This is a genomic window from Mycobacterium sp. E3298, from assembly GCF_001666895.1.
Lineage (GTDB): Bacteria > Actinomycetota > Actinomycetes > Mycobacteriales > Mycobacteriaceae > Mycobacterium.
Window position 1 is genome coordinate 1 of the sequence record NZ_LZJB01000503.1, and the last position, 11,708, is coordinate 11,708.

The 11,708-nt window shown below is 68.0% G+C and carries 14 protein-coding genes and 2 pseudogenes; 7 read left to right on the forward strand and 9 right to left on the reverse strand.

From position 1 onward, the window contains the following. Window positions 1–152: pseudogene (locus A9X05_RS32370) on the forward strand (hypothetical protein); the annotation flags it as partial. Here A9X05_RS32370 and A9X05_RS22845 read toward each other — a convergent pair. Together A9X05_RS22845 and A9X05_RS22850 are read right to left on the reverse strand one after the other, a co-directional pair. Then, window positions 143–490: pseudogene (locus tag A9X05_RS22845) on the reverse strand (alpha/beta hydrolase); the annotation flags it as partial. The pseudogenes A9X05_RS32370 and A9X05_RS22845 overlap by 10 nt on opposite strands. A gap of 91 nt (window positions 491–581) precedes the next feature. After that, complete coding sequence (locus A9X05_RS22850) at window positions 582–1,343, reverse strand: pyrimidine reductase family protein (RefSeq protein ID WP_067757889.1); 762 nt, start codon at window positions 1,341–1,343, stop codon at window positions 582–584. Window positions 1,344–1,377: 34 nt separating this feature from the next. On the opposite strand from A9X05_RS22850, the gene zapE reads away from it, so the two are divergent. Further along, window positions 1,378–2,433, forward strand: coding sequence for a cell division protein ZapE (gene zapE, locus A9X05_RS22855; RefSeq protein WP_067784206.1), 1,056 nt, complete (start codon window positions 1,378–1,380; stop codon window positions 2,431–2,433). Here the strand turns inward: zapE and A9X05_RS22860 are convergent. The 3 genes from A9X05_RS22860 to A9X05_RS22870 all read right to left on the reverse strand — a co-directional run bounded on the left by A9X05_RS22860 (window position 2,411) and on the right by A9X05_RS22870 (window position 4,275). Continuing rightward, the gene (locus tag A9X05_RS22860; protein WP_067757895.1) at window positions 2,411–2,920 is read right to left on the reverse strand and encodes an N-acetyltransferase; all 510 of its coding nucleotides are present in this window, start codon (window positions 2,918–2,920) and stop codon (window positions 2,411–2,413) included. The genes zapE and A9X05_RS22860 overlap by 23 nt on opposite strands. After that, complete coding sequence (locus tag A9X05_RS22865; protein WP_067784208.1) at window positions 2,908–3,441, reverse strand: hypothetical protein; 534 nt, start codon at window positions 3,439–3,441, stop codon at window positions 2,908–2,910. Before A9X05_RS22865 ends, A9X05_RS22860 begins: the two co-directional genes overlap by 13 nt. Window positions 3,442–3,528: 87 nt before the next feature. Continuing rightward, window positions 3,529–4,275, reverse strand: a complete 747-nt coding sequence (locus tag A9X05_RS22870) for a Clp protease N-terminal domain-containing protein (RefSeq protein ID WP_067784210.1) — start codon at window positions 4,273–4,275, stop codon at window positions 3,529–3,531. Between the two features lie 147 nt (window positions 4,276–4,422). Between A9X05_RS22870 and A9X05_RS22875 the strand changes: the two genes are divergently transcribed. The 4 genes from A9X05_RS22875 (at window position 4,423) to A9X05_RS22890 (ending at window position 7,172) form a co-directional block, all read left to right on the forward strand. Further along, entirely contained in the window at window positions 4,423–4,719 is a 297-nt protein-coding gene (locus tag A9X05_RS22875; protein ID WP_231969355.1) for a DUF732 domain-containing protein, read from the forward strand. A gap of 74 nt (window positions 4,720–4,793) precedes the next feature. Beyond that, window positions 4,794–5,096, forward strand: coding sequence for a DUF732 domain-containing protein (locus A9X05_RS22880; RefSeq protein WP_082950111.1), 303 nt, complete (start codon window positions 4,794–4,796; stop codon window positions 5,094–5,096). A 141-nt stretch (window positions 5,097–5,237) separates the two neighbouring features. Continuing rightward, the gene (locus tag A9X05_RS22885) at window positions 5,238–6,752 is read left to right on the forward strand and encodes a sodium:alanine symporter family protein (protein WP_231978455.1); all 1,515 of its coding nucleotides are present in this window, start codon (window positions 5,238–5,240) and stop codon (window positions 6,750–6,752) included. A gap of 75 nt (window positions 6,753–6,827) precedes the next feature. Beyond that, window positions 6,828–7,172 (forward strand): DUF732 domain-containing protein, encoded by a 345-nt coding sequence (locus A9X05_RS22890; RefSeq protein WP_067784212.1) that lies wholly within the window; start codon window positions 6,828–6,830, stop codon window positions 7,170–7,172. A gap of 24 nt (window positions 7,173–7,196) precedes the next feature. Here A9X05_RS22890 and A9X05_RS22895 read toward each other — a convergent pair whose 3' ends face one another. Then, complete coding sequence (locus tag A9X05_RS22895; RefSeq protein ID WP_067784214.1) at window positions 7,197–8,117, reverse strand: cation diffusion facilitator family transporter; 921 nt, start codon at window positions 8,115–8,117, stop codon at window positions 7,197–7,199. A 325-nt stretch (window positions 8,118–8,442) separates the two neighbouring features. Between A9X05_RS22895 and A9X05_RS22900 the strand changes: the two genes are divergently transcribed. Further along, window positions 8,443–8,778, forward strand: a complete 336-nt coding sequence (locus A9X05_RS22900) for a DUF732 domain-containing protein (RefSeq protein WP_067751509.1) — start codon at window positions 8,443–8,445, stop codon at window positions 8,776–8,778. On the opposite strand, the gene A9X05_RS22905 is transcribed toward A9X05_RS22900, so the two are convergent. From A9X05_RS22905 to A9X05_RS22915, 3 genes are all read right to left on the reverse strand, one after another. Then, window positions 8,775–9,005 carry a hypothetical protein gene (locus A9X05_RS22905; RefSeq protein ID WP_067751513.1) on the reverse strand — a complete coding sequence of 77 codons (231 nt, stop codon included), beginning with the start codon at window positions 9,003–9,005 and terminating at the stop codon, window positions 8,775–8,777. The genes A9X05_RS22900 and A9X05_RS22905 overlap by 4 nt on opposite strands. A 62-nt stretch (window positions 9,006–9,067) precedes the next feature. Next, on the reverse strand, window positions 9,068–9,649 hold the full coding sequence (locus A9X05_RS22910) for a hypothetical protein (RefSeq protein WP_067751516.1): 582 nt from the start codon (window positions 9,647–9,649) through the stop codon (window positions 9,068–9,070). Next, window positions 9,630–11,576 (reverse strand): alpha/beta hydrolase, encoded by a 1,947-nt coding sequence (locus tag A9X05_RS22915; protein ID WP_067784217.1) that lies wholly within the window; start codon window positions 11,574–11,576, stop codon window positions 9,630–9,632. Before A9X05_RS22915 ends, A9X05_RS22910 begins: the two co-directional genes overlap by 20 nt. Window positions 11,577–11,708: the final 132 nt, after the last annotated feature.

Here is an 11,708-nt window from a genome sequence, read left to right on the forward strand (position 1 = left end):
ACGCGGACCTCGACCCGAACGGCGGCGGGACCGGCACCGTGAGCGTCGGCGTGGTGCGCGCCCGCTCCAGCCAGACCCCCCGCGACGCGGGCCCGCTGGTCTTCACCACCGGCTCGGACCTGCCGTCGTCGGCGCAGCTGCCGGTCTGGCTGGAGCGGGCGCGCACCACGCCGACGCTCACGGTGCCGGTCCCGCCGCCGTTCGGGTCCAGGTCCGCGTCGTAGTTCGCGCAGTCCAGCTGGACCCCGGCGGCGGGCGGGACCGCGGCGTCGCCGAACACCCGCGACGTGCAGTCGTGCCAGGGCAGGTCGTTCTTGGGCGCCGCGATGGGCGGCGGGCCGCTGCGCGGTGGCTTGGCGGTGGTCGCGCCTTGGGGCCGGGCCCCGGAGTTGGTCGCGAATCGCGGGTCGGCGGCCAGGCCCGGGACGCAGCCGGCGACCACTGCGGTCACCGCAAGCAAGACCGTGGCGAGCGTGATCTGCCGACTCATGTCGACCACAGTAGCTAGCGGCGATCGCAAGCGCGGCGAAGCCGGGCGCTGGGGGAACCCCCGCGAAGCTGGGGGACGGGTCGCCGCAAAGCTAGGCCTTGACGTAGCGGGTGTACAGGTAACCGGCGTCGTCGGTCAGAACGTGGGCGCAGCGCATCCGCGTGAGCAGCTGGCTGGGCCCCGTCGCGATGCGGCGGGCCAGCCCGCCGACGAGGTAGGGCGCGATGGTCAGGCAGAGCTCGTCGAGCATGTCGCGCTGGATCAGCGAATCGAGCAGCATCGGCCCGCCCTCCGTCAGGATGCGGCGCATCCCGCGGGCGGCGAGGGCCCCCAGCATCACGGCCTCGTCGACCTCGCCGGGGTCGTCGCCGGAGCAGTCGATCACCTCGCACAGGTCGGTGAGCATCCGGCGCGCCGGGGCCGCCGCCGCCGCGCAGGTGAGCACCAGTGGCGGCACCTCGGTCCGGGTGAACACCCCCATGTCGCGGTCCAGCCGGCCCGACTTGGTGACGATCGCCAGTTGCGGGATCTCGCTCTGCCCGCGGGCCTGGCGCTGCTGGCGCTGGGCGACGCTCAGCTGCGCCCCCGAATAGCCCTCGACCCGGACGGTGCCCGCGCCGACGACGATGACGTCGGCGAGCTCCCGCAGCAGGTTGAACACGAATCGGTCGCCGGGACCCCCCATCGTCCCGCTGCTGCCGCCGGAGGTGGCGCCGCCGTCCACACTCGCGATGAAGTTGGCCCGCACCCACGTCCCGTCGCGTTCCGGGTAGCCGTAGAGGCGGGGGAGTTCGGCGTCGCCGAGTTCGCGCACCGATCCGAGCAGCGACAGCGGCGTCTCGGGCAGGGCCATGGGGTTGATTGCAGCACGCCGCTAGAGTTCTGGGATGCACGGGTCCACTTCCGGGGGAGTGGCGCACCTGGTGGATCGGCATCCGAGTGTGTCGCCGGAGCGACTGATCGCTCAATTGCGGCCGCCCCCAACGTTCGCCGACGTGAGCTTCGCGACGTATCAGCCCGACGCGGCCGAGCCGACGCAGGCCGCCGCCGTCGTGGCGTGCCGGCAGTTCTGTCGTCAGGCGGTGGAGCGACGAGCGGGCCGGCGAAAGTTGTTGGGCCGGCGAGCGGTGCTGCCCGGGGTGGGCCTGTATCTGGACGGCGGGTTCGGCGTGGGCAAGACCCACCTGCTGGCGTCGGCGTACTACGCGTTGCCCGGTGACGGCCCGGAATCGTCAACTCCCAAGGCGTTCGCGACGTTTGGGGAGTTGACCCAGCTGGCCGGCGTGTTCGGATTCCGCGAATGCGTCGACCTGCTGGCCGGCTACACGGCGGTGTGCATCGACGAGTTCGAGCTCGACGACCCGGGCAACACCACGCTGATATCCAGGCTGCTCTCGTCGCTCGTGGAGCGGGGGGTGTCGGTGGCCGCGACCTCCAACACCCTGCCCGAGCAACTGGGCGAGGGCCGGTTCGCCGCCCAGGACTTCCTCCGCGAAATCAACACGCTGGCAAGCATTTTCACCACCGTGCGGATCGAGGGGCCCGACTACCGGCACCGCGGCCTGCCGCCGGCGCCGCAACCCCTCTCGGACGAAGAGGTGGCCGCGCGCGCCGCGCGGGTCGACGGGGCGACGCTCGACGATTTCGACGCGTTGTGCGCGCACCTGGCCACCATGCACCCGTCGCGATATCTGACCCTCATCGAGGGGGTGACCACCGTGTGCCTGACCGGTGTGCATGGCATCGACGACCAGAACGTCGCCCTGCGACTGGTGGCGTTGACCGACCGGCTGTATGACGCCGGCATTCCGGTGGTCGCCTCGGGCGAGAAGCTGGACACCATCTTCAGCGCCGAGATGCTGGCGGGCGGCTACCGAAAGAAGTACCTGCGGGCCATGTCTCGGCTCCTGGCGCTGACGGTCAACGAAGCGGGCGGGTCATGACGAAGTCGTCCTCGCGTCCGGCGCCGACCTGGAAGGTCCGGGTGCCGCTGACCTGGAAGCCGCTCTTGGCGTAGAAGCGTTGCGCGCGTTCGTTGGCCTGGTTGACGCCGAGCCACACGCGCCCCACTTTCCACTCGCCGGCGGTGGTCAGCGCCAGGTCCATCAGTGCGGTCGCGACCCCGGTGCCGTGGTGCTCCGGCGTGACATACATCTTGGACAGCTCGGCGGTGTCGCCGTCGCGAATCAGCATGGCGTAACCGACGATTCGGTCGTGCTGTGTGGCGGTCAGGATCGCGCGCTGCGGATCGGCCAGGTATTCGGCGAAGCGGGCGGCCGTCAGGTTGGCGTCGACGAACGCGGCGACGTTCTCGGCTGCCATCGAGGCCGGACACGCCAGCGGGAAGGTACGCGCGGCGACGTCGGCAAGCTGTTGAACGTCAACGGAATCCGTCGTGACGACGCGTACGGCGCGGGTCAGAGATTCCACTGCGCGAGGTGGTAGCCCGTCTTCTTGTCCAGCAGGACCACGGTGGAGACGGGATCACGGTAGGCGTCCCAATACACTTCGCCCCGCACGATCGCCCCGTTCGGCGCGTTGGTGAGCACGTTGTCCAGCGCATCGGGGGCGTCGGAGGCGCGCGGCTTGTAGGCGTCGGCGAACTGGGTCACGCCGTCGAAGCTGAAGGTGGTCGCCATGACGAACGGGTTGGGCACCCGGACCGCGCGAACGACGACGTCGGCCCGCTCGACCGAGCTGCCCGGGAAACCCCGGAAGGTGCCCTCGCGCGTGTAGCCGAAGCCCGGCGGCGGGTCGCAGGGCGCCACGCCGGTGACGGTCACGTCCGCGACGTAGGTGCCGGTGTCCACCCGCAGCGTGTCGCCGATGTGGCCGATGGGGGCGTCACCGGCCCAGGCGCGGGGGGCGGGGAGCGCGGCGTTCGCGGTGACGCTCGCCGCGGCGACGACGAACGCGGACAGGACGACCAGCCAGCGGTGCGTCTTCGCCATGTCTTCGCCTCCTAGGCAACCCGGGAAGGGAACCTTCGAATGATCGCACATGCGGTGATGCGTCGGGGAGGGGTCGACCACCCCGGATCAGCCCTCGGCGCGGGCGCCCGTGCCGCCGCCGAGCGACTCCAGAGCCTTGATCAGATCCGCCTCGACACGGCCCTTGTCGACGCCGCACCGGCGCAGCGGTCCTTCGTCGGAGGAGGCGTCCTCCAGCTCGAGCAGCGCCAACAGCAGATGCTCGGTCCCAATGTAGTTGTGCCCCAGCCGAAGTGCCTCCCGGAAGGTCAGCTCCAGGGCTTTGCGCGCGGGGCCGCTGAACGGGATGAGGTCGGGGGTTGCGCCCCCGGCCGGGGGCAGCTCGACGGCCGCGCGCAGCGACTCGGTGTCGACCTGCTGCAGGCGCAGCAACACCGTGGCCAGCGCGGCCGGATCGCTGAGCACGCCGAGCAACAGGTGGCCGGGCGTGATCTCGTCGTTGGCGGCCTCGTGCGCGGCGTTCTGGGCCGCCACCACCGCGCCGCGCGCCCGCGGCGTAAAGCGGCCGAAGCCCTGTTCGGGATCCAGGGTGGCGGCCTCGGCGCGCGGCACGAACCGCTTCTGGGCCGCTTGTTTGGTGACGCCCATGCTCTTGCCGATGTCGGTCCACGACGCCCCGGACCGCCGGGCTTGATCCACGAAGTGCCCGATCAGGTGGTCGGCGACCTCGCCCAGGTGCTCGGCCGCCAGCACCGCGTCGGCCAGCTGATCGAGCGCGTCGGTGTGCACCGATTTGATGGCATTGATCAGCTCGTCGAGCCGGACGGGGTAGGCGATGCGGGTCGGGTCGGCCATGCCGTCAACGATAGGTTGACGCGCTTGGAGATGTCAACCCGGGGTTGACGATTGTTAATTATTGTTTCGTCATCCGCGTACTCCGCGCAGGTCTGGAACGATTTCAAATTTATGAAGCTTGTTCTGACAATTTCCAGCGTTGCTGTCATGATCGGCCTGGCCGCGCCGGCATACGCCGACGACACCGACGGTGCGTTTCTCGCATCGCTGGATGCGGCCGGATTCACCTATACGGACCCGGGACAGGCCATACAGGCGGCCCACTACGTGTGCTCGGCGGCCAGTGGCGGCACCGCGATCGCTGACATCGCGACGGCGGTGCAAAAGGGCGACAGCGCATTGAGCGCCGACAAGGCCGCAAAGTTCACCGCGATAGCGGCCAACGCCTACTGCCCGGACGCGCTCTCGTCGTCCAGCCCGACGACCACGACCGCCAGCTCGTAACCGGCCGATTCGCGCCACGAGATGCGGGGCGGCCGCAGCTCTGGAACGATCAGTGAGCCGTGAGGCTATTTCTGATGTCGCTCGGCCTTGCGGCCGCGATCGGTCTGGCCGGCCCGGCGCACGCCGACGGCAGTGACGACACCTTCCTGGCGACCGTTCACGCGGCCGGCCTGACCTATTCGGACCCCGAGCAGGCGATCACCTCCGGCAAGTCGGTGTGCAAGCTGGTCAGCGAGGGCTCGAACCTGACCGACGTCGTCCGGATGCTCCAAATGCTCAATCGTGGGCTGCAGGGGGACGACGCCACCCGGTTTGCGGCAATCGCCGCCAACTCGTATTGCCCCCAAGCGCTCTCGAAGCCCGACGCCGCCTCCTAGCGGTGGCGGCGGTGGGCCGTTACGACGAATGTGATGCGGTTGTTACACGGCCGACCATTGACGGCAGGTTAACGAAACCTGTAATCAACAATTCGCCCATACCATTTCGGCGACGGACAGTGGTCGTAGCCGAAAGGAAGCATGGGCTTGGACTTCCTTCAGCAGCAGTTGGTCGAGCCCCTTAGCAACATCCTCAATACGCATGTCCTGATCTATTTGCTGATCGGCGGCGGCATCTATTTCACCGTGCGCACCCGATTCATTCAGGTCCGCTACTTCGGGCGCATGCTTCGCCAGCTTCGTAGGGCCCATCGCCAGGACGGTGGGATCTCGTCGTTCCAGGCGTTCTGCGTGGGCCTCGCGTCGCGCGTGGGTACCGGGAACATCGCCGGCGTCGCAATCGCCCTGACGGTCGGGGGGCCCGGCGCCGTCTTCTGGATGTGGGTGGTGGCCGCGGTCGGCATGGCCACCGCGGTGATCGAGGCCACCCTGGCCCAGATCTTCAAGGTCCGCTCGGACGACGGAGCCTTCCGCGGCGGTCCCGCGTTCTACATACAACGGGGCCTGCGGTCACGCGCGGGCGGCGTCATCTTCGCCATGCTGCTGGTGGTCACGTTCTCCACAGCGTTCAACATGGTGGAGACGAACGCGATCAGCGGGGTGTTGCAGTCGTCGCACGGCATCGGGGTCGGTTGGACCACAGTCGTTTTGGCGGTGCTGGCGGCGCCCGTGCTTTTCGGTGGCGTGCGGCGCGTCGCCCAATTCGCCGGATCGGTCCTTCCGGTGGTGGCGCTGGTGTACACGTTGCTCGCGCTGGGGATCGTGGCCGTCAACATCACCGAGCTGCCGACGGTGATCAGGGAGATCATCGGCGGTGCGTTCGGAATCCGCCAAATGGCAGGCGGTTTCGCGGGCGGAGCGCTCGCCGCGATGTTCACCGGCGTCAAGCGGGGCCTGTTCGCCTGCGAGGCGGGGATGGGCAGTTCGCCCAACATCGCCGGCGCCGCGACCGTGGCACATCCGGTGGAGCAGGGCCTGATTCAGTCGCTCGCGGTGTTCGTCGACACGATGGTGATCTGCACGGCGACGGCGTTCATCGTGCTGCTGTCCGGTCCGGAAACCTACAATCCCTCTCGCCTGGGCTCGCTCGCCGGGGCCAGCCTGACCGAATCCGCGATCGCCGCGGATCTCGGGTCGTGGACCACGGTCTTGATGACCTCGGTGGTGTTCGTATTCGCGTTCGCATCGGTGCTGAGCAACTACGTGGTCGCCGAGGCCAATCTGTTCTACCTGGGCGGACGGCGGTTGGCGGCCAACGTTCTGAAGGCGGTCACCCTGGCGTCCATCATCTTCGGGGCGCTGGCCAAGCTGACCCTGGTGTGGGCGCTCGCCGACTTGACCATGGCGGTGATGGCCATCGCGAACCTGCTCACCATCTGCCTGCTGGGCAAGTGGGCGTTCGCGGCCCTCAAGGATTACCACCGGCAGTTCGCGCAAGGCGAGGCGCCGGTGTTCATCGCCAGCGAGGCCGGCCTGCCCGGCGTCCTGGACGGCGACATCTGGGAGCGCGCGGAGCGCCGGCAGGTCGGCGCGCTGCCCGAGTCGTTGACGCTGCACCGCCCGGCGCTGCGACCCTCTCGCGCGCCGGCGGCCTAACCGGCCGCCAGAGTTCACCCGCCGTTTCCCCGGCGAGGTGCCATTCGCCGGCAGGTCTGCGAGAATCGCTGCGTTATGCGATTTCTACTGGTTCTGGCCGGCGTGGCCGCCGCGATCGGCCTGGCGGCGCCCACGTACGCCGATGTGAACAACGATCAGGACTTTCTGACCGACCTGCGCGACGCCGGCCTCACCTACCAGGACGGCGGCAACGCCGTCACGATCGGCAAGTCGGTGTGCGACCTGCTCGACGACGGCCAGTCCACCGCGGAGATCGTGACCCAGCTGCGCAACCAGAACCCCGCATTCCAGGGGGCCAGCGCGGCCAAGTTCACGTACCTCGCGGCGGCCCACTACTGCCCGAAGTACGTCACCGGCGAGGACCGCGGCCCGAAGCCGGACGGTGCCCCCGGCAACTGACCGCCTGGAGCGCGTGGGTGCGCGCTACGCGGCTCGCGCCGTCCATGTGAAGTTGTGCATCTCGGGGATCCGCGGCGCGAGCGCGGCGGCGACGAGGCGCCCGATTCGATCGGCGGCCGCCAACGGGGTGTCCGGGTCGAGAAAGCCTTCCACTTCCACCCGCAACGTCCGCCCGGTCCATCGGGCCCGGGCGTGGGCGTGCGTGACGCCCGGCACCGTGGCGGCGACGGCCTCGGCGGTGGTGATGATTTCGGGGTCGACGCCGTCGAGCAGGCGGTGAGCGATCTCCGAGGTCACCTCCCAGCCGACGTGGCAGATGAACCCCGTGACGACGATCCCGGCCACCGCGTCGGCCCATCCCCAGCCGAGCGCCACGCCGATCAGCCCGAGCATCGCCCCCGCGGACGACAACGCGTCCAGCCAGGAGTGTTTGGCGTCGGCCACCATGGTCGCCGAACGAATCCGCTTGCCCACCAACCACTTATAGCGGGCCACCAGCTGGTTGCCGACGATTCCCACCAGCGCCGCCGCGATGCCCCAGCCCACGTATCCGGTGCCGCCGTGCCGGAGCAGCTTGTTGACGCTTTCGAAGGCGGCCACGGCGGCGCTGCCCCAGATCACCAGTGCGACACCGATTCCGGCGAGATCTTCGGCGCGCTCGTAGCCATAGGGATAGCGCTCGGTGGGAACTTTGCGTGACGCCCGGAACCCGACGAACACCAGCGCGCTGGTGGAGACGTCCGACAGATTGTGCAACGCGTCCCCGAGCAACGCCACCGAGCCGGACAGCAGCGCGATCGCCAATTCGACGAGCCCGGTCAGCGCCAGTCCGATCGCGCTGACGGCGACGGCCCGGTTGGCCTGCCGACGCTCGGCCGCATCATCGGTGACGGTGTCGAGGGGAAAACTTGCCGCGGGGTCGCGGACGCCGTTGACGAGGTGCATACGGCAAGCATGCCCGAACGCGCGCCGGCGCCCCACCCCGCTGGGCCGGCGTTTCCGCGACCCGCTCGGGGGTGGGCCTCGGGGCGCGGCGGGCGTCGTCGCGTGTTTCGGCACCCGTTGCTGCGGTCGGGCGATAACTCGGCATAAATGCCGTTTCCGTTAATTATGGCGGAGTTTCGCGCGGTCGTCACCGGACACGAAGTTTGCCGATTGCCGAGCGCCGAACCGGCGCGTGTGTAAAAGTATCGAGTGGCCGAACCATTAACCGATCGGCGCGTACACAAATACCGACGGCTAGAAGTTGATCCCACCCTGAGGAGCCACCATGAAGAACATCGCACGCTTGACCGGCCCAGTCGCCGTGGGTTTGGCGAGCATGGCTGTCATCGCCGCTCCCTTGGCGAATGCGGACGCGACGGATGACGTTTTCCTGCAGGCGCTCGGACAGCAGGGAATCACATTCCCCAACCTGTCGAATCAGACGGTCGTCAATGCCGGACATGGCGTTTGCCAGGACTGGACCAATGGCGCGACGCTGGCACAGACATTGGCCGACGTAAAGAGTGCGCTGCAGTTATCTGACAACAATTCGGGTTACTTCATCGGCGCGGCAACGCAGTCGTACTGCCCGCAGTACGTCAGCAAAGCCACGCAGAGCTAATCGGGGTTCCGCGGTAACTTCTTCTGGTCTGGGCGAGTGCTGCCGTCGGGCGACGAGCCAAAACGCCTCGGCAGCAGCATGAACATCACCGGGAACCGTAGTCGCGCGTCGCGGTGGGAGAGTTCGAGGAACACGGTCTCTATCTCGATGTTCCGGATCGGTTGTCGCTCCATCATCAAACGCGTGCGCAGGTGATGCGGGCTTTTCAGCCACTCGACCAAATTCATGCCCGCGACTCTACCCTTCTGACGAAAGTCATTGCGGGGTCGAATGATTTCCCTGGATCACGTCAGCGGGCGTTCAGCTGGCTGGTGATGTCCGTGGTGTTCGTCTTGCCGTCGTGGTGGTGATCGGTGGTGTTGCGGCATTGTCCGTACAGCATGATCTGCCCGTAACTGTGGTCGGAGGGGGAGTAGCTCATATTCGCCGTCACCCCATCCTTGTTCAGCGTGGTGCCGAAGTAATGCTGTCCGGGAGGGGCGCCGTCGTTCCAGCCATGAGCCACCATCGCGGCGTGCACCTGCTGGAAGTACGCGTCGGGGTCGCCCTGCAACAGGAAACTCATGGTGACGGTGCCCATGTAGGGCGGATCTCCCTGGTCGTTGCAGGAGGCGAACGAGAAACCCCCGCTGAGTCCCCGCAAATTCGCCACGGCCGCAATCTGTTTCGCCGGATCGACAACCTGAGCCATGGCCTGGTCGTCGGTCAGGGGATGCGCGGAATCATCCACCGGATGAGAGGAACCGGGGGAATGTTGTTTGGGCGACATGGAACCGCATCCTCCTATCAACAGCGTGACGACGGCCGCCAGCGCGGCAAGCGCTGCCTGCCGCGACCGCTTGCGCCGGCGCTCAATGGTGGTGCTGGCCATCGAAGAAGTGATTGTCGGTGACAGAACCCGGCGGGCGGTTCCACTCCGGGTCGACGACCGCCGGGGTATGTGGTCCGACGGTGACCGGGGGGAGCCCGGGAATCCTGATTTGGACGCCGCCTATCTGGTGACGATGTCCGGCCGTCAGGCCGTCGGCTTCCAACGCGTCTCCGTGGCCCGAGACGATGTCGGCCATGCTGTGCAGCGCCTCGCTTCCGGGATAGTAGTAGTGCGAATGGTCGTGGGGGTTAATGCCGTTCGCGCCGGGCACCTCGGCGCGGAACCGCGTCGATCCGAAGCCGTCGACGGCGGGATCGGCGCCCAGGCCGGGGTCGCTGCCCATCACCTGCCCGACGATGTCGTCGCCGAAGAAGTGCTTGCTCAAGCCATTCAGCTGGCCGAGCATTCCGACCGGGTCAGTGGAGGCGTCCCCGACGAACACATGACCGCCGTCCAGGTGGAAATCGGCGGCGCTTTTGGCGGCGTCGGTGCCCGGACAGCCGAGCAGCACAGCGTCATTGGCGTGCATGCCGTGCATGGCGAAGGCGTCGGCCACGGTCGTCGAACCGTAGGAGTGGCCCAGCACCGTGACGTGTTGTCCGCCGCCGAGATGTGTCGCCCACAGTCCGTTGACGTCCTGCGCCAGCGCCGCGCTGCCGGTCCGTGCGAGTTCGGGTGTGGAGATGCGCTGCACGTCGGAGAAGTCGTTGGGGGCGTCGTACCCCATCCAGGCGATCACGGCCGTCGGGTTGGTGGGGTCGGCCGCGTTGGCTTGAGCGAAGAGGTTGATGGCGTCGTTGTGACCGTCGTGCAGCCATCCGCCCTTCACGCTGCTGCTGGTGCCCGGCACGATCACCGCCGTGTTCTTCGCGGTGTCCGGGTTGCCGATGGCGATCGCCGCGCGGCCCTTGCCGCCGAACGCCAACGGGTCGTAGGCGAACAGGTAGGTCGGATTGGGGTGCCGCGGATCGTTGCCCGCGTCGTGGTCGAGCCCTTGCTTGGTCTCGTTGGCGTTCTGGTAGCGGGTGATGTCGGTCGGCGAGAGGCCGTATTTGGCGGGGTCGTGCAGCACGTCGTCGACGGTTACGCCGCTGCGGGAGGCGATGTCGCGCACCCGGTTGAGGTCACGGGTCATCACGGCGATGTTGGCGTCGCTTCGGGCCAGGACCGGGACGCCGTTGAGATTGCCGATCTGGTCCGGGTTTTCGGCGATGAAGCGCTGCCGCTGCTCGGGTGTCAGTGACGTCCACCAGCGATGCACGTCCTCGGGGTTGGTGTCCGGCGCCGGAATCTGCGTGTCGGCGTCGACTTGGCGCAGCGACTCGGGGTCGTATCCGTCGGCACGCAGATTGCCCAGCGACTTCTGCAACGTGGCCGAGTAGCCGTTGCGCAGCGCCTGCAGCTGCGCCAGCGCGGCCTCGGTGTCGCTGATGGCGTCGTCTTCGCACGCGTGGATGAGGGCGTCGAGCGCCTGCCGGTCGGCCGCGCTGAGGTGGCTGTCCTTTTCCATGTCGACCGCCTGCCCGATCAGGTCGTCGAGCTTCTGCAGCTCGCCTTCCAGCGTGGCGATCTCGCCGGCCCCGGCCTTTTGCGCCTCGGCCAGGGCGGCCGCGATGTTCTCCAAGTCGGCGCCGATCTTGGGCAGCTGGAGGGACTGGGCGCCCAGCGCTTTGATCACGCGCTGCACTTCGGCCGAGCCGTTGATCGGATGGTCGCCGTTCTGGTGGTTCCAGGCGGCGTCGAAGCGTTTGCGGGCTTGTTCGAAACTCTCGTTCGCTTCCTGGGTGCAGCGGCCCGCCTGGTGGAAAGCCTCGGCGAGATTCGAAATCTGAAACGGGCTACCGGCTTGCAGGCTCTGGTTGATCGCCCAGGGATCGCCCCCCGCTTCGGCGATCAGCGCCGGGACGCTTATGTACCGGAGCTGCATCGCACCGCCTGCTGTTTTGCGGCGTCACCGCCTCCCATGTCGGTGAACTTTACTATCGAACGCCCTCTTACACGCTTCACCCCGAGCGCGGTCTGGGGGCGCCGCATGTTGTCCGCAGGCCGGCCGCACGGC

Excerpts from the sequence above, each read along its gene's own strand:
- A9X05_RS22850 (WP_067757889.1), bottom strand. The coding sequence starts at position 1,343 with ATGGCCCTGCCCGAGACGCCGCTGTCGCTGCTCGGATCGGTGCGCGAA.
- zapE (WP_067784206.1), top strand. The coding sequence starts at position 1,378 with ATGCACGGGTCCACTTCCGGGGGAGTGGCGCACCTGGTGGATCGGCAT.
- A9X05_RS22865 (WP_067784208.1), bottom strand. The coding sequence starts at position 3,441 with ATGGCGAAGACGCACCGCTGGCTGGTCGTCCTGTCCGCGTTCGTCGTC.
- A9X05_RS22870 (WP_067784210.1), bottom strand. The coding sequence starts at position 4,275 with ATGGCCGACCCGACCCGCATCGCCTACCCCGTCCGGCTCGACGAGCTG.
- A9X05_RS22875 (WP_231969355.1), top strand. The coding sequence starts at position 4,423 with ATGATCGGCCTGGCCGCGCCGGCATACGCCGACGACACCGACGGTGCG.
- A9X05_RS22880 (WP_082950111.1), top strand. The coding sequence starts at position 4,794 with ATGTCGCTCGGCCTTGCGGCCGCGATCGGTCTGGCCGGCCCGGCGCAC.
- A9X05_RS22885 (WP_231978455.1), top strand. The coding sequence starts at position 5,238 with ATGGGCTTGGACTTCCTTCAGCAGCAGTTGGTCGAGCCCCTTAGCAAC.
- A9X05_RS22890 (WP_067784212.1), top strand. The coding sequence starts at position 6,828 with ATGCGATTTCTACTGGTTCTGGCCGGCGTGGCCGCCGCGATCGGCCTG.
- A9X05_RS22895 (WP_067784214.1), bottom strand. The coding sequence starts at position 8,117 with ATGCACCTCGTCAACGGCGTCCGCGACCCCGCGGCAAGTTTTCCCCTC.
- A9X05_RS22900 (WP_067751509.1), top strand. The coding sequence starts at position 8,443 with ATGAAGAACATCGCACGCTTGACCGGCCCAGTCGCCGTGGGTTTGGCG.
- A9X05_RS22905 (WP_067751513.1), bottom strand. The coding sequence starts at position 9,005 with ATGAATTTGGTCGAGTGGCTGAAAAGCCCGCATCACCTGCGCACGCGT.
- A9X05_RS22910 (WP_067751516.1), bottom strand. The coding sequence starts at position 9,649 with ATGGCCAGCACCACCATTGAGCGCCGGCGCAAGCGGTCGCGGCAGGCA.
- A9X05_RS22915 (WP_067784217.1), bottom strand. The coding sequence starts at position 11,576 with ATGCAGCTCCGGTACATAAGCGTCCCGGCGCTGATCGCCGAAGCGGGG.